The organism is Streptomyces albospinus, from assembly GCF_014648695.1.
GTDB lineage: Bacteria > Actinomycetota > Actinomycetes > Streptomycetales > Streptomycetaceae > Streptomyces > Streptomyces albospinus.
Genome location: NZ_BMRP01000077.1, coordinates 1 through 18,868, shown reverse-complemented (window position 1 = coordinate 18,868; position 18,868 = coordinate 1). Strand labels below are relative to the sequence as shown.

Annotated in this window: 18 protein-coding genes and 3 pseudogenes; 13 read left to right on the top strand and 8 right to left on the bottom strand. The window is 68.8% G+C overall.

What is annotated here, in order from left to right; all coding sequences use genetic code 11:
- Positions 1 to 98: 98 nt before the first annotated feature.
- Positions 99 to 941 (top strand): class I SAM-dependent methyltransferase, encoded by an 843-nt coding sequence (locus IEZ17_RS39680; protein WP_189308491.1) that lies wholly within the window; start codon positions 99 to 101, stop codon positions 939 to 941.
- 52 nt (positions 942 to 993) lie between these two features.
- Positions 994 to 1,461, top strand: coding sequence for a hypothetical protein (locus IEZ17_RS39675; RefSeq protein WP_189308490.1), 468 nt, complete (start codon positions 994 to 996; stop codon positions 1,459 to 1,461).
- Between the two features lie 259 nt (positions 1,462 to 1,720).
- On the opposite strand, the gene IEZ17_RS39670 is transcribed toward IEZ17_RS39675, so the two are convergent.
- Together IEZ17_RS39670 and IEZ17_RS44055 are read right to left on the bottom strand one after the other, a co-directional pair.
- Positions 1,721 to 2,854 carry an FAD-dependent oxidoreductase gene (locus IEZ17_RS39670; protein ID WP_189308489.1) on the bottom strand — a complete coding sequence of 378 codons (1,134 nt, stop codon included), beginning with the start codon at positions 2,852 to 2,854 and terminating at the stop codon, positions 1,721 to 1,723.
- On the bottom strand, positions 2,851 to 2,976 hold the full coding sequence (locus IEZ17_RS44055; RefSeq protein WP_268249895.1) for a hypothetical protein: 126 nt from the start codon (positions 2,974 to 2,976) through the stop codon (positions 2,851 to 2,853). The genes IEZ17_RS39670 and IEZ17_RS44055 overlap by 4 nt, the downstream gene beginning before the upstream one ends.
- Positions 2,977 to 3,046: 70 nt before the next feature.
- On the opposite strand from IEZ17_RS44055, the pseudogene IEZ17_RS43580 reads away from it, so the two are divergent.
- Positions 3,047 to 3,420 (top strand): annotated as a pseudogene (locus IEZ17_RS43580) (hypothetical protein).
- A 543-nt stretch (positions 3,421 to 3,963) separates the two neighbouring features.
- On the opposite strand, the pseudogene IEZ17_RS43575 reads toward IEZ17_RS43580, so the two are convergent.
- Positions 3,964 to 4,265, bottom strand: a pseudogene (locus IEZ17_RS43575) (alpha-1,4-glucan--maltose-1-phosphate maltosyltransferase); the annotation flags it as partial.
- Positions 4,266 to 5,330: 1,065 nt separating this feature from the next.
- Between IEZ17_RS43575 and IEZ17_RS39660 the strand changes: the two are divergent.
- The 4 genes from IEZ17_RS39660 (at position 5,331) to IEZ17_RS39645 (ending at position 9,311) form a co-directional block, all read left to right on the top strand.
- Positions 5,331 to 6,524 carry a DUF418 domain-containing protein gene (locus IEZ17_RS39660; protein ID WP_189308488.1) on the top strand — a complete coding sequence of 398 codons (1,194 nt, stop codon included), beginning with the start codon at positions 5,331 to 5,333 and terminating at the stop codon, positions 6,522 to 6,524.
- A gap of 1,396 nt (positions 6,525 to 7,920) precedes the next feature.
- Positions 7,921 to 8,508 (top strand): DUF4386 domain-containing protein, encoded by a 588-nt coding sequence (locus IEZ17_RS39655; protein ID WP_229853082.1) that lies wholly within the window; start codon positions 7,921 to 7,923, stop codon positions 8,506 to 8,508.
- Positions 8,509 to 8,538: 30 nt separating this feature from the next.
- Positions 8,539 to 9,021, top strand: a complete 483-nt coding sequence (locus IEZ17_RS39650) for a hypothetical protein (protein ID WP_189308487.1) — start codon at positions 8,539 to 8,541, stop codon at positions 9,019 to 9,021.
- A complete protein-coding gene (locus IEZ17_RS39645) occupies positions 9,018 to 9,311 on the top strand; it encodes a CPBP family intramembrane glutamic endopeptidase (protein ID WP_189308486.1) in 294 nt (97 codons plus the stop codon). The genes IEZ17_RS39650 and IEZ17_RS39645 overlap by 4 nt, the downstream gene beginning before the upstream one ends.
- Before the next feature lie 140 nt (positions 9,312 to 9,451).
- Here the strand turns inward: IEZ17_RS39645 and IEZ17_RS39640 are convergent, their stop codons facing one another.
- Positions 9,452 to 9,904 carry a hypothetical protein gene (locus IEZ17_RS39640; protein WP_189308485.1) on the bottom strand — a complete coding sequence of 151 codons (453 nt, stop codon included), beginning with the start codon at positions 9,902 to 9,904 and terminating at the stop codon, positions 9,452 to 9,454.
- A 7-nt stretch (positions 9,905 to 9,911) separates the two neighbouring features.
- On the opposite strand from IEZ17_RS39640, the gene IEZ17_RS39635 reads away from it, so the two are divergent.
- Positions 9,912 to 10,169 carry a hypothetical protein gene (locus tag IEZ17_RS39635; RefSeq protein ID WP_308427752.1) on the top strand — a complete coding sequence of 86 codons (258 nt, stop codon included), beginning with the start codon at positions 9,912 to 9,914 and terminating at the stop codon, positions 10,167 to 10,169.
- Between the two features lie 216 nt (positions 10,170 to 10,385).
- Here IEZ17_RS39635 and gntA read toward each other — a convergent pair whose 3' ends face one another.
- From gntA to IEZ17_RS43560, 3 genes are all read right to left on the bottom strand, one after another.
- Positions 10,386 to 11,069: a guanitoxin biosynthesis heme-dependent pre-guanitoxin N-hydroxylase GntA gene (gntA, locus tag IEZ17_RS39630; RefSeq protein ID WP_189308484.1), complete on the bottom strand. Its 684-nt coding sequence runs from the start codon at positions 11,067 to 11,069 to the stop codon at positions 10,386 to 10,388.
- Between the two features lie 808 nt (positions 11,070 to 11,877).
- Entirely contained in the window at positions 11,878 to 12,216 is a 339-nt protein-coding gene (locus IEZ17_RS39625) for a hypothetical protein (RefSeq protein ID WP_189308483.1), read from the bottom strand.
- A gap of 53 nt (positions 12,217 to 12,269) precedes the next feature.
- Positions 12,270 to 12,887, bottom strand: coding sequence for a hypothetical protein (locus IEZ17_RS43560; protein ID WP_229853081.1), 618 nt, complete (start codon positions 12,885 to 12,887; stop codon positions 12,270 to 12,272).
- A 356-nt stretch (positions 12,888 to 13,243) separates the two neighbouring features.
- Between IEZ17_RS43560 and IEZ17_RS39615 the strand changes: the two are divergent.
- A pseudogene (locus IEZ17_RS39615) lies at positions 13,244 to 13,729 on the top strand (AAA family ATPase); the annotation flags it as partial.
- 380 nt (positions 13,730 to 14,109) lie between these two features.
- Here the strand turns inward: IEZ17_RS39615 and IEZ17_RS39610 are convergent.
- Complete coding sequence (locus tag IEZ17_RS39610; protein ID WP_189308482.1) at positions 14,110 to 14,577, bottom strand: DUF1003 domain-containing protein; 468 nt, start codon at positions 14,575 to 14,577, stop codon at positions 14,110 to 14,112.
- A 645-nt stretch (positions 14,578 to 15,222) separates the two neighbouring features.
- Here IEZ17_RS39610 and IEZ17_RS39605 point away from each other — a divergent pair.
- The 4 genes from IEZ17_RS39605 to IEZ17_RS39595 all read left to right on the top strand — a co-directional run bounded on the left by IEZ17_RS39605 (position 15,223) and on the right by IEZ17_RS39595 (position 18,549).
- Positions 15,223 to 15,723: a hypothetical protein gene (locus IEZ17_RS39605; RefSeq protein ID WP_189308481.1), complete on the top strand. Its 501-nt coding sequence runs from the start codon at positions 15,223 to 15,225 to the stop codon at positions 15,721 to 15,723.
- Entirely contained in the window at positions 15,723 to 15,962 is a 240-nt protein-coding gene (locus IEZ17_RS43555) for a hypothetical protein (RefSeq protein WP_229853080.1), read from the top strand. Before IEZ17_RS39605 ends, IEZ17_RS43555 begins: the two co-directional genes overlap by 1 nt.
- Before the next feature lie 157 nt (positions 15,963 to 16,119).
- Positions 16,120 to 17,118, top strand: coding sequence for a terpene synthase family protein (locus tag IEZ17_RS39600; protein ID WP_189308480.1), 999 nt, complete (start codon positions 16,120 to 16,122; stop codon positions 17,116 to 17,118).
- A gap of 48 nt (positions 17,119 to 17,166) precedes the next feature.
- Positions 17,167 to 18,549, top strand: a complete 1,383-nt coding sequence (locus tag IEZ17_RS39595; protein ID WP_189308479.1) for a cytochrome P450 — start codon at positions 17,167 to 17,169, stop codon at positions 18,547 to 18,549.
- Positions 18,550 to 18,868 lie beyond the last annotated feature (319 nt).

Here is an 18,868-nt window from a genome sequence, read left to right as displayed (position 1 = left end):
CCCGCCGCTGCCACTACCAACGCCGAGGCCACGACCCCCACATGCGGTTGCAGTATTAGGCCCTGTCCGGCGGATCATGTGACTACTAGTCTGCGACGATGGACCGAGTGACCGATGTGCCCGAGAGTCTCGCCCAGTCTGCAGATCCGGCGCGGGTGAATGACTACGACAGCTTCGCCGAGGCGTACTCGGCGGAAACCGAGAACAACCTCGTGAACGCGTACTACGCGCGGCCTGCGATGTTGGCCCTGGCCGGAGACGTATCCGGTCGCCGGATCCTGGACGCCGGCTGTGGCTCGGGCCCCCTGTCCGCTGCGCTACGCGACCGCGGTGCCGACGTCACCGGCATCGACGCCAGCGCCGGGATGTTGGCGTTGGCCAGGCGGCGGCTCGGTGACGATGCGGCCCTGCACATGGTCGACCTGCGCGACCGCCTGCCGTTCGCCGACGGTGCGTTCGACGACGTGGTCGCGTCGCTGGTGCTGCACTACCTGGAGGACTGGGGGCCGACACTGGCCGAGTTGCGGCGAGTGATCAGGCCCGGCGGCCGGCTGATCGCGTCGGTGGACCATCCTTTCGTGGCCTACACGTTCCAGGATCCTCGGCCTGACTACTTTGCGACCACTAGCTATACATTCGACTGGACGTTCAACGGGCAGTCCGTCCCGATGAGGTTCTGGCGCAGGCCGATGCACGCGATGATCGAAGCCTTCACCACCGCCGGCTTCCGTCTTTCCGTCATCAGCGAGCCGCAGCCCGACCCTGCCGCCCGTGAGCTGTTCCCCGACGGCTTCGATGACCTTTCGACCAAAACCTGCTTCCTGTTCTTCGTCGTCGAGGTACCGCCGTCGGCTGCGGACTCGGACGACCAGCCAGTTGCGGATCACGAGCGGAGCCAGAGTCGGATCGAGGCGACGATGACGGTGCCGTGGAAGATTTAGGGGCGTTTGTCGAACCCCGTGGCCGCAGCCCGGAAGTTTTTGAGGACGTTGATTGCCTGCTCCACTTCGTGCCTGCGCCCTCGCCGCGGTGGCGGCCTGCGGGCTCGTTGCCGTGGAGGCCGGGCGCTGGCCCGCGCTCGGCACCAGCGCCGCGTTCACGCTCCGCTACATCTTCTGGCTCACGCGAAGGATGCCGCGCTCGGCGGGGCACGAGGTGGCTGGTCAGGTCGCGGGGCTCGGCTTCGCGGCGCTGATCACCGGCGTGGGCATTGGCTCCCCGCGTCTCTACCTCGACGCATTGGGTAAGGAGGGCATGGCGACCGTCGTCGACCATCTCGCCACGCGGACGTACGGCGGCAAGGACTACATCTGTCCGGTCGGTCTGCCCCACGGCGACTCGCGGCAGTTGCAGGCGTCGAGCCGTACGTGCGAGCGCTTGGAGCCGCTCCTCGCCGACCAGGCGTCGGTGGTCTACGACCCGGCGCATGTGGTCCTGCCGATCGCCGGGACGAAGGGGTAGTCGGGGACGGCGAAGGGCGTACTGCCCGGCGGAGTCGGGCTGTTGCTGGTGCTGGCCGCTGCCGTCCATGCGGTCCGGCGGACGGCGGTGACCCAGCGCGAGCGCCTTCACTATGAATTGTCCGGGCGATCATGTGCTTCAGCCTTGGACGCCAATCTCACGGCCACGGCCACGGCCACGGCGCTGCGAGGCGAGCCGAGACTGCGCCTTGTCTCGGCTGGTTCATCGATGCCCCGAGGCTCACACGACGGCGAATGCTCTATTGGGCCTGCTCGTGTCCGGTGAACGCGGCGATCAGGCTGTGGGGTGCGTTGCCGCCGAACATGAGCCCGTGGAGTTCGGCGCCTTCGGTGGCGGCTTCGGTGCTGCGGGGGAACATGGCCTGCTCATACTCGGTGAGGGCGGCCTCGATATCGTCGGGGTGTGCGGCTAGGGCCTTGCCGAGTTCGGCGCCGTCGTACATGGCCAGGTTGGCGCCTTCGCCGTTCGGGGCCGAGAGGTGGGCGGCGTCGCCGACCAGGGCCACCCCCGGCACCCGATCCCAGCGGTGCCCGATCGGCAGGCTGTTGAGGAGGCGCAGGACCGGTGCGGTGTCACTGTCGGTGATCAGCTCGGTGAGCTCCGGTGCCCAGCCGTCAAACTCCTGCGCGATCCGGGCGGTTGCCGCGGCGGGATCGGTGAAATCGATGGCGGCGAACCAGTCCTGCGGCTTGGACAGCGCCACGTAGGTGTGCAGGGTGCCGCCGCTTTCCCGGTGAGCCTGGATGCCCTTGCCGGGTGCGAGCGCGAGCAGCGACCCGCCGCCGACCGCTTTCGCGGCGGCAGGGTGCCGGGTGTCGCTGTCGAACAGCCAGGTCTCGACGAACGACCTGCCGACGTACTCGGGTGTGGCATCGGAGAGCAGCGGCCGGACCCGTGACCACGCGCCGTCGGCGCCGACCAGCAGGCTCGTGACGACGGTGCTGCCGTCGGCGAAGGTCACCTTCTGGCGGCCTTCGCCGAGGGCACGGGTACTGCTGACCTTGTGCCCCCATCGGACGGTGCCGACGGGTAGTGAGTCGAGCAGGATCTGTCGCAGCTCGCCGCGGTGCACCTCGGGGCGTCCACCCGTGCCGTCGTCGGCTTTGTCGAACAGGACGGTCCCGTCCCGGTCGAGGACACGCATCGCCTGGCGGCCCTCCAGGATGAGGCCACGGAACTCGTCCATCAGGCCGGCCGCCTTGAGGGCGAGCTGCCCGTTGTAGTCGTGGATGTCGAGCATCCCGCCCTGCGAACGCGCCGTCGGGGAGGGCTCCGCCTCGTAGACCGTGACCGGGATTCCGTGGACGTGCAGGACGCGGGCCAGCGTGAGGCCGCCGAGCCCGGCGCCGATGATCGTGATCGGAGTGGTCATGGTGCTTCCTTCCAGATCGCGGACCGCTGGGCGGACACCCGGCAGATCACGCCCGGAGCACCGTTCCAGTAGGTCGGGACGATGCGCTGATGGTGGCCGGTGCCGTTGGTGGTCGGCGCCAACCAGCTCCAAGATCCCGGCAGCCGTCGACAGGTCACCGATAGACGACCGTCTACCGCCGACAGATCACCGATAGGTCACCGCCCACCGCCGGCAGCCAACCGATACCGGCCCCATGAGGCCGCGTTCCTGCCGGGTGCCGGTGAGAACCACGGAGACCGTGGACAACGCCGATGTCGAAGTGCGGCTATGGGACGGCTCGCGGTGGAGCGTGACCATGTTCACCGTTGCCCAGGTCGAGGTTTTGATGGAGCGTTGGGCCGCAGGCGGCGAGGCTTTGGGAGGCCGCTACTTCTGGTGTTTCGGACGGGCTGACCGTCCGCGACGCCGGCATGGGCAGCATGGCCGAGGTACTCACCGGCCTGATCGAGAACGGCGAGTTCACGCAGGTCCTTCACCGCCTCGACACTGACAGCCTCTCGCCGAGCCACAGCACCTCATTCTGAAACGCCTGGGGCTGGGCGGGGGAGAAGCCTTGTCCCTGTGCGCGCCTCACGATGTGCTCATGGCTCGGTAATACCCGAAGATCGACGTCACACCCCCGCGCGAAACGGCACCTCTAGAAGGTGAATGGCGGGATAGGCCCGCCCCACCAACCAGGAGCAACCCGTGGCGAGCACCGCCGGCGAGCCCGAGCCGACCCTTGTCCGGGACCGAAAGACCCTCTCCGCAGCCCCCCATCACCCCCTCCCCGCCCCGTCTCCAAGGGCCGGGTGTTTCCGCAGGTCAGGCCCGGTGGTCAAGGGGGCGCCGCAGGTCCGACATCCCTCATGTCCCAAGGCGTCCAGCTCACCGGAAGGACTCGACCGAGCCCCGGCGGCAGGAACTGTTGCAAGCGCTGCGGATCTTCCAGAGGGCGTCGCCCGGCCAGCTGCCTTGTGTACCGGTGCCGCTGGGAGATCGTGAGTGGGCACCCTCAGATCTCCCAGCAGCAAAAACTGCAGGTCAACGGGCGGCGATGATCCCGAGCAGGGTGGCCATCAACGCCAGTCGCGCAGGTGCCGTAGGGCAGGGCTCTGCCCGTCGGATGGTGTTGAAGCGGGTGATGAGGGGGATGGTGCGTCCTTCGCGTCTGGCGGTGTCCCAGTCGTGCGGCCTGAGTTGGTACTTCTCCGAGTTGAGGTACTCCTCGCTGCCTGGCCGGAGGGGCGTTCTTGCGCGGTTCGTAGCCGGATTGGATGCCCCAGGTCGACGAGAGGGGGGGCACGGCGCGGACTTCGCAGGCGGGCCCACCCTCGCGCTGGAGGCAGGTGTGCAGGATGTCGGGGGTGTTCACGAAGAAGTTCGCTCCCAGCCGACTGGTCAGAACCGTGCTTCTCTCTGAGTTGGCAAGCTCCTTGCAGGCGCAGTGCGTTCAGAGGAAGCCTGCTTCCGAGGCACTCAAAGTCCGATGGCCTTCGCTCAACGTTCGGCGTCACGGGACATTCCCCGCGACGGCGAACCTGCGGGCGAGCCCCAGCGCTGCTGCGGATCGCGCTGCACATCATGGCCGGCACCTCAACGACATGATCGCCTGGCCGTGCGGAGCACATGGTCAACCGGCCCAGCCGTCCTAGCAGACCTTGATCGCCCTGGCGTGCGGCATGTACTGGATACAGCACCTGCGCCCGAACGCCTCTTGGTTTTCCTCCCGTGCGCCAGGATCACGGACATCGGGCCAGGCGCGCGGATCTCTCCGTACCGTTTCGATCAGCTCCGGGTACCTCTTTGCGGGCCTGGTCGCTTGGCATCTCGGCCACGACCTCAACCGCCAGCTCCTCCACGACCACGCCGTACCGCATCCCGCACCAACGTGATCGACTGGATAGCACCGTAGAGGGGCGCGGGCGAAGGCGCCGGAGCCTGTGGATATCGCCGATCCGAGCACAGCGCGGAACTCCACTCGGTGGCGCATCACGCCGCGACGGCCGATGGGCAGACAGGCATCGCGCCAGCTCCAGGTGCGGCACGGCTTGGCGCATGACTCCCTGCGCTGGCCACTCGGCCGGGCGGGGCTGGCGGGAGTCGACAGCAGACGCCAGACGTACGGGACGACGGCGGCTGGCGAGGGCAGGGGGAGCTTGCCAGGCGGTGTCGAAGATCGTGAGAGCATTGCCACCACGGGCGCGTCGGGTACCGTAGGTAGCTCGCCCAAGATGCTGAGACCGCCGACGTCCGGGATCTGGATGTCGAGCAGGAACGCGTCGGGACGGTGCTTCCGGACCGCGTCGACGGTGTCTGCCCCAGTCGCGGGCGCGCGACGTCGATGTCGTTGTCGGCTGCGTTGAGGATCAGCCCGAAGCCGGACCGGAGCAGTGCCTCGACGTCCACCGCCACTACCCGGATCACATGCGTTCCGTTTCCCAGCTTGGAGACCATGACAACACGGTGCACAGAGGTTGCAGCGCCCGCACTGGGCGTTCCGGCCCCGACACACGAGGACGGCAGGACTGCGGCGGGTCGGCTGGTCGGCATCGACCTGGCCCGCGGCCTGGCGGTCTTCGGCATGTACGCGGCCCATGTCGGCCCCTCCCCGGACCAGCGCGGGGTGACCGGCTTCCTGATGGAGCTGGCTCACGGCAGGGCTTCGGCGCTCTTCGCCTTCCTGGCGGGCTTCGCGGTCGTCCTCATCACCGGGCGCAGCACGCCGAAGACCGGACTTGCCGGCCGCCAGGCCATCGCCAAGGTGGTGATCCGGGCCGTGGTCCTGCTCGTGGCGGGCACCGCGCTCACCTCGACCGGTACCCCGGTTGAGGTCATCCTGGCCTTCTACGGCGTGTACTTCCTGCTCGTGCTGCCGCTCTACCGGCTGAGCGCCGGTTCGCTGGCGGTGATCGCGGTGGGGGCGGCCGTCATCTTCCCCCAGGTGCTGTACCTCGCGATGCAGGCGATCGGCGACGGTGGGCCCCGGAGCCATGGTGCGGTCGATGGCATCGTCTCCCTCCTCGTCTCCGGCAGCTACCCAGCCCTTACATGGGTCCCGTTCGTCATCGTCGGCATGGCCGTCGCCCGCCTCGACCTGGCCTCCGCCGTGGTCCGCACACGCCTCGCCGTCACTGGTTTCTTCCTTGCCGTGGCCGGTTACGGGGGCTCCTGGCTGGCACTGCACCTCGTCCCCGGCGCGCTCGACGCCCTCACCGACGTGGCCGGACCGGGCGCGGCGAGCGCGTGGTGGTCGGACATCGCCGGTTACCCGACGTACGACACCCTGGCCTGGCTGTTGGTGGCTTCCCCGCACAGCGAGACCACCCTGTCCATAGTGGGCAACACCGGCGTGGCCGTAGCCGGCGTAGCCACCTGCCTGATCGCGATGGATGTCGTCCCACGCCTGCACGCCCTGGCCCGGCCGGCCATCGCGGTCGGGTCCATGTCACTGACCGCGTACGTCTTCCACATCGTCGGCATAAGGCTCCTTGGCATAGAGGAACTGCCTGGATCGCCCCTGCCCGTCTTGCTCGGCTTCATCGCCGCCAGCGTGGTGTTCGCCACCGTCTGGTCGCGGTTCTTCCGCCGCGGGCCGCTCGAAGGCCTGATGGCCAAGGCAACCGGCATCGCCCGGCACATCCGATAGGCCGGGTAGCTGGCCCGCACAGGACGACCGGGCCGTGGGATCGGCCGCCGTTGTCCGGGCAGCCCCGGTCTCCTGCGGATAGGGATGCGACAGCAGCAGTCACTGGGCCGCGGGCCGGCCGGCCGAGGAGGTTCGCGATGCCGGGGTACGACCAGACCAGCCCGGACCAGGGCATTCAGTAGATATCGCGCCAAAGTCGCGCAACATGGCCCGCGGTGCGATGACCCGTTGCCTTGGCACATGACGTGATCCAGCGCCACCGAGTGATGGAGAAACGTACTTCCGGACACGGTGGCCGCCGACCGATCGGCCACCGGGGCGTTGTGACCGATGACCGATGACCGATGACCGATGACCGATGACCGATGACCGGTAGCCGAGAAGCTGATGCGTCCTGTCGGCCATGGCCCATACGGTGCCCGTGTGGGTGTGCGGTGTCCGTCGGACAACCCCCGAGGGAAGACCGCGGCCGGTACGCCACCGGCAGCGGCAAGGGACTGCGGTCCTGCTTCAGCGGTCTGCGCGAGGGCTGCCACGAGCGCGTCGAGGTCTCCGGTGTAGACGATCACTTCTCCGTCGTCTGCCGGGGGATCGAAGCGGGCGGTACGCACCGCCGTCCTGGAGGCCGACCTTCCCGCTGTCCTCGCGGCAGGCGTCGGGCGAAAGCCCGACGGGACCACCGCCGATGCCGCCCGTGCGTTCCCGCATGCGGAGGACCAAAGAGCGTAGGCGGGCAGGAACACGAGGGCGTCGGCGCCATTCGTGAATGGTTGCCGCCGGAGATCCGTCGTGGACGATCACGCAGAACGGGCAGTTGGGCCGCGAGTGCTTGCGGGGGAGTGGCGGCCGGTGAACGCGGCGGTGGGTCACTGCGAGCGTGGCACCGGCGCGGCGAGTTAGCGCCAGGGGGCGGGGGAGTGCTGGGTGTGGCAGGAGGTGCACAGCAGTTGGCCGATGGCCGGGGCGGAGAACTTCCCTTACGTATAAGGAAGTTCCCCAAGCGCACATAGGCCTGGGCTCCCTGCGGCAATCGCAAGCTGCCGTGGCCATTTGCTGAGATGTGGGGTAACGACTCCGGGCCGGGGTGCCCAGGCTTGCGGGCGGAAGCCCATGTGCGGGGGTTGGGAAGTGCCGACTTTCAGGCGGGCAACGAGGCCGGGAGGATCGGCGGCGGCGAGTTGGCCCAGCGCGGTGGTGAGGGGCGAGGACGCGGAGGCGGGCACGGTCTTCCGTTGCGTGATCAGGGACTGGCCTCCGGGCTGGGCGTGGTCACGCGGGATCCCGTGCGTTGCTTTCAGGAGCGTCGCAGGCACGACAGGCCCCACAGTTCCGGGATGCGCCCGTCGCGCACTCGGAAGATCTCCAGCATGGTCGGTGGCTGCTGTCCGGGCACGCCGTGAACGCTGGTGCGGACGGCGGCCTTGTCGCCCTCGACGAGCATGTCCTCGGCACGGTGATCAAACTGGGTGCCTTCCTGCTGTTCGCGTCCGCGGTGCCGCTGGCGCTGTGCGCTGCGGTGCTCTACCGACGACTGCGGGCACTGGGCATCACCGCGCCCGGCTCGGCGATCATGCTGGTCGGGGGAGTCCTGGCCTCCGGCGCGCTGAGTCTCAGCGCGATGTTCGCCTGGAGCGGTGGCCACCTGCCGGCAGACGCCCCACCAGCTCTCGCTCGCGCGCTCCGCGACCTGTCCTTCCTGTCCGGCGGTCCCGCCTACGCGGTGACGTACGCCCTGCTCATCGCAGGAATCTCCGTGACGGGGCTGCTGGCCGGCCTGCTGCCGCGCGCCGTGACCTGGACCGGGCTGCTCCTCGCGGCCGTCGGAATGGTCTCCACCCCGACCCTCCTGGCCTCCGGTTTCGAGTACCTCCTGCCGGTCGTGCGCTTCGGCGGCATCGTGTGGCTGCTGTTCGTCGCGGCTCTGCTGCCCCGCACCCGCCCGCGCACGGCACACAGCAACGAACCCCACCCCGCCGCACCGTGACGGCGGCCCCCATCCGAGGAGCAACTCCAGATGTCCAGCACCTATCCAGGCCTGAACGGCAAGGTGGTCTCCGGTGCCCCCGCGGACGCGACGCCCATGACCCCCCTCATGCGGGTGACCGGCCGCAGCGTGCCGGCAGTGCTGGGCCTGTGGCTCGCCGCGTCCGTGGTCCTCGGCCACGGGCGCATGGTTCGCCGCCGGGGGCTCGCGGACCACCAGGCGCAGACGCTCGGGGTCGTGCTGCTGGTCCACCTGCTGCTGCCGCTCGCGGCACTGGCCGTGCAGCGGCCGGCCGGGGTCCGCGGTCGGCTGGCCCTGCGCGCCGCCTCACCGCGCGCCTACCGGCTCGCCGCGCTCACGTGGCTGATCGCGCTGGCGGCGCTGGCCGCCGCGTACGGGGTGTACGGCCTCATCATCGGCGACGCGGCGGCCCCGCTTCTCGCGTGGTGCACCACGCGACCGACTACAGCCGCTTCGCGCAGGCAGGCGCGCTGGACTGGGCCCTCATCGTGATACGTGCCTTCCTCCTGGCAGGCGTCGCCGAAGAGCTGCCGTTTCGGGGCATCCTGTTTGGCTGGCTACGCAGCCGGCTGCCGTGGTGGACCGTCGCGCTGATCACCGCGGCGCTATTCGCCGGGATCCACTACTTCCTCGTGCTGGTCCCGGTGGGCTTCGTGTTCGGCGTCGCGCTGGCCTGGCTGCGCGGGCGGACCGGCTCCATCCTGCCCGGCCTGCTGGCCCACTGGCTCACCGACTGGCTACTCTTCGCGATCGCCCTCCTCCTGTGGCTGCACCACGGGTGACCGCACAGCGGTTCTGCATCGTCGGTTACCACCTCGAATACCGGATGTGTCGCAGCGATCGGAGACATGGGAGTGCACCAGGACGACGAGGGAGAGCGACAAGGAAGTCCGCCGGCACCAACTCCACCGAGTCGGCGACCTCAAGAAGTGGGCACGCAACCGACCCCGCAGCTCCACCGGAACCACCGTCTGATCCGCAGACACACCACGGGCCCCAGGGGACCAGCGCCCCAAGGGACGGGTTCCTGCATCACGGCGACGATGGTGTGCGTGGTCTGCAGGCTGAGCCAGGTCACCGGCTTTCCTTCAGCGGCGCTCGCGCGGAGCCGCTCCAGGGTTGTCTCCAGCGCGTCAGCCATCCACGGCTTGCTCTTGGGCAGCGCTGGATCCGTGGTCAGCCAATTCAGCAGTTCGCCACACTCGTGCCCGTTCAATCCGACCCCGTCGTCGGCGAACAGGGCGTGGAACAAGCCCAGCAGCAGGTCGCGTCGGGTCGGCCCCTGCTGTCGCTGAACCAGGCAGTGCCAGCACAGCCAGCCCATCGGCACATAGTGGTGCGCGAGTTTCGGGTCCTGGTCTGCCCGGCCGATCATGTCGCCGATGTCGTACCCGTCGCCACACAGCCCACAGGCACCTGCTGCGGCGGCGGCCTTGATCCAACGAGGCCGGGGAAGCCGGCCGATCCCTTCGGGCTGCCCCCTCACCACCAGCTATCCGCACGACCCCGACTTCGCACCGGACGAGCGCGCCATCAGCATCGGCGTACGGGCAAGGGCAGGCCGGATCGCGGAGCGGACCGACAGGGCGCAGGATCTGCCCGGCGGGTCCGACGTCTCCAGCGTGTCCGGCGACTCATGAGCGGAGCCAGAGCCGGATAGCTGCGACAGTGACCGCCCCCTGGAAGACACTGCCGGCAAGCAGTCCTCCCCAGGCCCCCGTGGCGGTGGTCCGCAGTGCACGCCGAGGAACAGCCCGAGGACCGGGACCAGGTCCAAGACCAGGGCGAAGATCACGACGCCTGGGGGTGTGTCCGGGCGGCCCGGCGGGCGCGTGGGCCGCCCGGACACGGGGCGGCTAGGCGCCCGACGGGGTCAGTTCCCGTTCGGGCTCGCGGGCGGCGAAGGGGCACTGCCACTCGGCGGGCTTGGGGCGGCCGGAGTAGCGACGGGCCTCGGAGAGTTCCTCGTACTCCGTCAGATTGGGGTTGATGTCGCCCTGCAGCTTGATGTCCTGCTTGCGTATCTTTTCCGCCAGTCGGTCCCACATACCGGCACCCTTGATCTGGTCGAACTGTTTGTGGGAGTTGAAGGCCAGCATCGGGAAGGGGGGACGGCGGCCCCACCGGCGGTGGGTCTCGTGCAGGCCTATCACGAAGAACGGATGGCCGGCGACGCTGTAGGCGAACTCCTTTGCCTGCGGATCCGACGCATAACCGTCGGCCCAGGGATGGGTATCGGCGTCCACCTCGTGCAGAAGTTGCAGATGCTGCCAGAGGAGTTCCTCGAACCGCAGCTCATCCACTCCCCTCGGTCGCTCGAAGGTCGCGATGAAGCTGGTGAACGAACGAGCGCTCCAGTCCGCCCCGTTCACGAACTCCGCAAGGTCGAACGCCATCAGCCGAGCCGATTCGACGCCCCCCAACAGGTCATAGTGCCGGTGTGTGATACCGCCTCGGCGCCAGGCGGAGCGTCCCGCCAGGCAGGCGAACCGGTCGCCCTGGATGAACTCCTCGACCTGCGTGCGCACGTTCGACGTCATGGCCAGCCTTCCTTCCACCGACATGCCTCCTCGAAGGGGAGATCATCTCCTTCACGCATCCGCATGCGCCCACCCCGCACCGGCCGGCACCCGTCCATGGCGGAGGGCGTCGCCACCGCGCGGACCGGACCCGGTTCATGCGAAACGGGGGAGTCGCGGGGTGATTGTGACTGGCGAGAGCCGCTCGGGGAAATCCCTCCCGCGACTCCGTCGCGACGAATACCTCACATCGCCAGACGGACACGGACATTCACTCCATGGTCTTGGCGGCGGACCTGGGTGGTTCCCCGGCTCGGGGAACGCCGGCGGCGCAACTGCGGACTCCGGCTTCGCGGCGGACCGCCGCCTGCGCGATGGCCGGGCCGGGCCCACCCGGCGCGGCGGCATGTCTGGCGGCGGGGCGGAGGAGCTGAAGTCGGCACTGGCGATCACCGTAGCCGGCGGCCACTCCCTCCTGGGAGGTGACCCCGCACATGCTCAGTGGATCTCCCCTACCCCCGGGCACCTGACCTGCGAACGTCCGGAGGTTCCGCCCGGCACCTGGCACCTTTTGTCAACGCCGTCACGACATCCCGGGGCTCTGCGGTAGGGGCGCCTTCGATCATCGACACGCTTCTGGATGAGGCACGCCGCCCGGTCGAGGCCGAGGGCGGCGAGCACCCTTACCTCGTCCGCGGCCTCACACGCCGGGCGTGCTGCCGCGCAGCGGTCCGGCGGCGTCGGTCTGGATGTGGGCCCAGCGCGGTGGGGGCTGTTGTTCCCCAGTTGCGTCCGTCGTGCCACTCCCTATCTCACCCGTCTACCTCGACTACTGCACACTCTGGATTAGTTCGAACTGAAGCTCGACATCTTCCTGGATGAAATCGCCGGGACCGACCTTGGCGGTTGCTCCGGTGTCGCTGATCACTTTCGCCGGGACCAGCGTGTTGTTGGTGACGGTGGTGGTTCCTGAAGCATTGACGGTGGTGCCGGGGGCGGGGAGTGGGGTGATGCAGACGGTCCCTGCGGTGGAGGCGACTTCGACTTGGCCGGGGCAGAGGGGGCCGGCGTGAGCGGGGGCTGCGGTGATCAGCCCGGTGGTGCCGAGGGCGCGGGCGGTCAGGACAGCAGCTATGTGCTGGCGGGGGACGAGTCGGCGATTCGTCAAGGTCTCCCTTCGGGCCCGCGAAGTGGGCCACATTCCATGGCCCACCGCGGTCCTTACAGCGCGCCGCGCCCGGTGCTGGTGAGCCGATGGTGATAGTGACGACCCGCAGACGGTCGCGTAAGGCGCGGTGCCGCAGCGTGCGGAGCGCATCCACAGCGCACGGGCCCACCCCGGCGCTGCCGTGACAGCCCGGGGCGCGTGTGTCCCGGCGGTCGGCTCAACGACCAGCCGATGACGGGAAGTTCACTTCCAGGACGGCGGGCCGCCGCGCCGGCCGGCGCCGCCAGGTCCTCGCGCTGGCAGACCTCCGAGACTTGCCCGGGGTGGAGCAGCGATCCGTCCGGGTTCGCGCTCAGCTCGGTGAGCGGCCCGCGGTCGATGAACCGGCGGACCACGAACGACGCCACCTTCGCCTTCTTGCTGCTTGCGTTCGGCGTGCCCAGGGCTGCGGCGACCCGGTCGGCCGCCACGCCGCCGGAGATCGGCGGGCGGGGCATCGCAGCCCGGACGGCGTCGGCGTCCATCGCCTCCACAGCGGCTCGGGACCACTGCCAGGAGGGGGCGTCCGGAGCCGGGACGAGCCCGGTGTTCCGCGCCCACCGGAACGCGGCTGCGGGCACCTTCAGGCGCTTTGCGGCCTGGCCCTCGTCGTACTCGGTTCGTCGTGCCATGAGATTTCTCGCTCTTGCTCGTTCGCTTCGAACTGACGAACATGACGTGACGGAATGCCTGAAATGCCACTATCAACACCCCTTGAAATCAGGCAAGTTGGACCCATGCCACTAGGGCTGCGCCCGCGTACGCGAGGGAAATTCACTTGTCCGGGCACTGCCCCGGCCCGGGGCGGCTCCGGCAACGAGGGCACCTCCGCAGCTGCAACACGCCACCCCAACAGCCTTCGCGTTGCGGCGCTGACCTGCTGACAAACGCTTCCCAGGGCTCCAGAGGCGAGCGTGTCGCACCCTTGTGGGATCCGTGGACGCTGCTGCGGGTGATGTCACTGGCCGTCGGTAGCGTGACAGCCGTGATGGTGGGCACCGAAGAAGCCCGGCTGGTCGTGCTGCGCGGCAACAGCGCGTCGGGGAAGTCATCCGTTGCGGCCGGCCTCCGGGGGAGGTTCGGTCGCGGCCTGGCCCTGGTCGGCCAGGACAACCTCCGCCGCGTCGTCCTCCGCGAGCGCGACCGGCCAGGAGCCGCGAACATCGGCCTGATCGACCTGACCGCCCGCTACGCCCTAGACGCCGGGTATCACGTCGTTGTTGAAGGCACCCTCTACGCCGACCGCTACGGCGAGATGCTCGCCCAGCTGCGTGCCGACCACCGCGGCCCCACCCACGGCTACTGCCTGGACGTGCCGTTCGAGGAAACCCTGGCCCGGCATGCCGCCAAGCCGCAGGCGGGGGAGTGCGGCAAGAGGGAGATGCGCGACTGGTACCGGCCCCGTGATCTGCTGTCCGGCGGAGTCGAGACCGTTGTCGGTGCCGACAGCGCCCTGAGTCCGGGCGTCGGAAGAACAACGACGCGCTGCGCGCAACTCTGCGGCGCACTGACTGTCAGTGCCGGCCCGCAGAATGACGAGCATGATCCAGGCGCTTCCGCTGGTCTTGCCGGGCGCGCTGGTGGACCTTCACCGCATCGACCTGACCGCGCTGTACTCCACGGGCTGGGGTGCCCAAGCCGCTGACGTCGAGGCCGCACCGAACGGTGACGTGTACGGCGTGCGCCGGTACACGCGTGATCGTCACGTCGGAGGTGGAAAACACCTTGTGAGCACAGGTGGGAGCAGAGGCGTTGTGGAGCGCTGGTTCGGGTCCGCAGGGCAGCCTGCAGGAGGAGGGCTGTGGTGACCTCTCTCTGCCTCCGTGCGCCCGGGCTGCCCTGCGACTACTTTGGCTACTTCCGCGCTTCGAGCTGAGCGTTCACCCGCGCGAGTTCCCGGTGCAGTTCCTCGTGCTGGGCGGTGAGCGCCTCGAAGTTCGTCACCAACTGCTCCAGCAGTTCCTGCGAGCGCACGTCCGTCGCGTAGTCGTGCTCGGCCAGCTCGCTGGAGATCTGGTCGCTGCGCTTCGCGGCGATCAGCAGGATCGCACCCTGCAGGGCCGCCAGGCAGGAGAGTACGAGATTGAGCAGGATGAACGGATACTTGTCGAAGCCGTGGTTGCCGTTCAACGCCATCCACAGGGCAAGGAAGGTCAGCGAGCCGAAGACGAAGCCCCAGGAGCCCATGGAGTTGCGCATCCGGTCGGCGGCGCGCTCACCCAAGGTGAGCTCCCCGCTGCTGCGCACACCGGGGTGACGGTGCCACCGGTGCGTGGGCTTGCTCGTCGACTCGGTGACTGCAGATATCGGCTGTGTCGTCATGACGCGGCATTGTGCCAGGCCGATGAATGGGCGGACGGCGGCGGGAGCGGCCCTGGTCTGTGCCGGGCAACGGTCGTCTGATTCGCGGGTCCGTCGGCAACTGGCCTGCAATTGGCCTTCGTCGGCCCTACCGTCTGGACTGATCGGGCCCCGTGCTGAGCGGGAAAGCCTGCGGGCAGTGCGTGAGCGAGGTCACAGCCGTGCCTCGGAGAAGAGCTGGTGGACGGCACGGCGCAGCGGCTCGGGCATCGGCTGGATTCCACGGCTGTGTTCCGGGCCGCGTCTTCCGCTGCCTTGATGCGCGTGCTTTGCGCCCTGTGTGTGGGGTTGTAGGGGGTCGGGTGGGTCTGGTTCCAGAGGTTGCCCTGCTCCGTTACTTCGGGTGTTTGTGTGGGCGCGGTGCGGAGTTTCGAGGTGGGGGAGGCGGTGGTAAGGCGCGATGTGCACCGCGGTGGCCGGGTATGGGGTGAGCAGGTACTGCGTGTTCTCGCCGATGTGAGTGGGGCTCTGGTGACCGCCTGTACGCCGGGTGCCGAGGCGCTGTGGCCGGCTGTACGCCAAGGCCCGTGCCGCCGGGGACCGGTCGGTGCGCACTGGGGCGTTCGACGCGATGGCGATGGGGGAGTGGGAGTTCGCGCCGGGACGGTGGCACAGGGGACCGGGCTGCGCAATTGGTATGTCGACTTCGAGTGCCCCAAGACCCGAAGGCGGAGGGAGTTCGACGCCTCCGAGCTGACCGTCAATCTCGTCATCGGCCCCTGCTTGGACCGGTTCCAGTGGAAGGGCGAGAACGAGGAAGAGAACGAGGATGTGCGCGGCCGGCGGCTCGGCATCATCGCCGACGCGGAGCACCAGGCGGTGGAGCTCGTCCGAGCCCAGGTCCTCGCCCTGCTGGCCGACCGGGCAGGGCCGTTGGCGGACGCCGACCGGTGGGCGGCCTGGCGCTGGAACCCGGTCTGGCCTTCGCCCCGCGTGCCCGGCGCTCAGCGGCGCACTGAGGCAGCCGGCCGCGCGGTACCGGCTTACGGTGCGGGCCCGGCCGCCGATGGATCGGGCCGGCTCGTTTGCGTAGCCGAAGGCCGCCACGGATGCGTGCCGGGCGAACCTTCGCCTTCGTCGCCCCGGATACCCCGTGTCTGCTCATAGTGCGCGAACCGTGTCTGCACTTCCAGCCCCCAGAGGTCGGCTCGATGTGCCTCGCCTTCGAGGTGATGGAGATCTTCCGCGCGGACGGCCGGCGCCTCGTCGTCTACCAGGCACCGCCCGGCATCCCGGACCATGACGCGCTGTTCCGCGTCACGAGTTCCTGCCTCGGAGGGATGGATCACGACCCCTCACTTCACGATTGCACAAGCGTGCAACGCGTTCACGCCCAGTGGAGGTGACACCCCTTCACCTGGTGGCTGAAATCTGCCCTACTGGGGTGGGCCGGACGCTCAGAAGCGTGCATCTCCCGGCGAGACGGATGGCTCGATGGCCAGGCTCGCTCGACCACCTCAAGGCACCTGACCTGCCTCTGGGATCTGCGATGAGGAGGACGTCATGCGTCCTTGCTTCGACATACCCGACAGCACGAGGACCAACCCGCACGAGCGCGACGCCGAGCAGGCCAACCTCGCCTGGCTCGGTGACCACGGGATGCTGAAGTCCCACGCCGCGGTGCAACGTTATCGATCGTGGCGACTTGCCGAACTGGCCGCCAGGTGCTGGCCTTCCGTCGAATTGGCCGACCTGACCCTGGCCGTGGACTTCAAGTCGTTCTACTTCCTCTTCGACGACCAATTCGACCGCCCCGGCCTGGCCGGAGTCGACCACCGCATCCGTACGGTGTGTCAGGAGTTGTGCGACGTGGTGCACGGGCGAGCCGCCGGGGAACACCAGACACCGCTGGTCACGGCGTTCACGGATGCCTGGCGCCGGGCGCAAGTCGGCATGACGCCCGCCTGGCGCTCCCGCACAGCACACCACTTCGAGCGCTACTTCTGCGCCCAGTCCTACGAAGCACTGACGCACGACACAAGCCCCGAGCCTGACCTGGAGACGTACTACGCGGTACGCGGCGGCACCGCTGCGACGGAGTCCGTACTCGACATGATCGAACGCCTCGTCCACGCCGAACCCACAGGCCTGCTGTGGCACAGCCCCCCTCTGCGGCTGATGCGGAAGACCGCCGCCCAGGTGCCGTTCATGACCAACGACGTCTACTCCTACCCCAAGGAAGCCGCGCGCGGCGACGCCTACAACCTCGTCGCGGTGCTGCGGCGGACCGACGGCTCCTCACTGCCCAAGGCCACGTCCCAGGTGGAACAGACGGTCCGCACCAGCATGCGCCGCTTTTTCAACCTGCACGCCAACCTCGCCTCCGTATGCGCCGACCTGTCAATTTCTCGAGCACAGACCGAGGTGGTCCTGACCTACGGTGAGGGCCTGGCGGACTGGTTGCGGGGGCACAACACCTGGATGACGACGACGGCGCGCTACGCAGCGCAGGCCACCCGCCCCGCGAACGAGCCCGGCTACGACGATGACCTCCTCACCTGACGGCCCCCAGCCTCCCCAGCGTCCGCTGCGCTGGAGCAGGGACGTGCCATGACCTCCCGACCCGCCGTCGTCCACCCCACCGCCGTGATACCGGGCGGAGTGCCGGGCTTGGGGCACCTCCCCGCCCTGGTGGCCGACCCCCTCAAGTTCCTGCGTCACGTGCGTGGCTACGGCGATCTCGTCGTCATCCGTGTCGGCCCCCTGCCCGTCTACGTACTCAACGCGCCGGAGTTGGTGCACCGTGTCCTGGTCACCGATGGGACCGACTTCGACAAGGGCAGACTCTTCGAACGGGCCGGGCCGGTACTGGGGGACGGGCTGCTCGCCTCTGACGGAGACCATCACCTGCGGCAGCGCCGGCTTCTCCAACCCGCCTTCCACCGCAGGCACATCCCGTCGTGGGCAAAAGCGACCGAGGCGGAGAGCGTCGCCATGTGCGCACAGTGGCGACCGGGTGACGCGGTCGACGTGGTGACGTGGACGCGGACCCTGGCCACCCGCATCGTCCTGCGCACGCTGTTCAGGGCAGAGCCGTCCGACCGAGTAGTCGCACGAGTCGATCGCGCCCTGCCCGTGCTGCTGCGCGGGTTCATCCCCAGGCTCTTGCGCCCCGACGGCTTCGTCGGGCGAGTGCCGACGCCCGGCAGCGTGCGCTTTGACCGGGCAGCGCGGGACCTGCGCGGAACATTGGGCGAGATCATCGCTTCCCATCGGACGGCAGCCCCAGGCACCGAACCCCCAGGCAGCAGCCGTGCGGGGGAGACCGAAACCGGCGGCACGGGAATCCTGCCGCTGATGTGCGGACTCGGCCCCGGCACCCATCACGAACTCCCGGACAAACAGATCCAGGACGAGGCGGTCACCATGCTCCTCGCCGGAGTGGAGACCACCGCGGCTTCCCTGGCATGGCTCCTCCACGACATAAGCCAACACCCCGACGTCCGCTCCCGCCTGCGGCAAGAAACCGATGCCGCCGGCAACACCGCTGCCGCGACACGTCAGCAGGCGCCCTACTTTCACAACGTACTCAAGGAAAACCTCCGCCTGCACACCCCGACATGGATCCTCACCCGCCGAGCCAGGCACCCGTTCCACTACGGCCACGTACACGTGCCGGCCGGTGCGGAGATCCTCTTCAGCCCGCTGGCCATGCACACCGACCCACGTCTCTACCCCGATCCGCAACGCTTCGACCCCGATCGATGGACCAGGACGGCCGCTCCACCCCCAGGCGCGTTTACCCCGTTCGGGGCGGGCGTCCACAAGTGCATCGGTGAGCACCTCGCGTGGACCGAGACGGCCGTGGCGTGCTCCGTCATCGTCTCCTCATGGGACCTGACGACCGTCAGCCGCTCCCCGAGAGCCAGCAAATACCTGGGCACCCACCAACCACGACGGCTACTGATGACGGCCGTCCCCAGATGCCGCTAGACACGAGAGGAGGGGGGAGAGGATCGCGACAACAACCGGTCGGCCCCGCAGCCGCCAGATCGAATGAACACAAAACCCCAGGTCAGGTCAGATGAGTCCTGACCTGGGATTTCCGCTTGTGGTCCGGCGTCAGTGAAACAGGGCGGCCGGGGCGGCTGGTCAGGAGAGTGCTCGATCAGCTCGTCACGGCTCGTGGTGGTTCCTGAAGCACTGGCGGTGGTGCCGGGGCGGGGAGTGGGGTGACGCAGAAGTCCCCGGCGGTGGAGGCGACTTCGATTTCGCCGGGGCAGTGGGTGCCGGTGTGGGGTGGGGGGTGGGG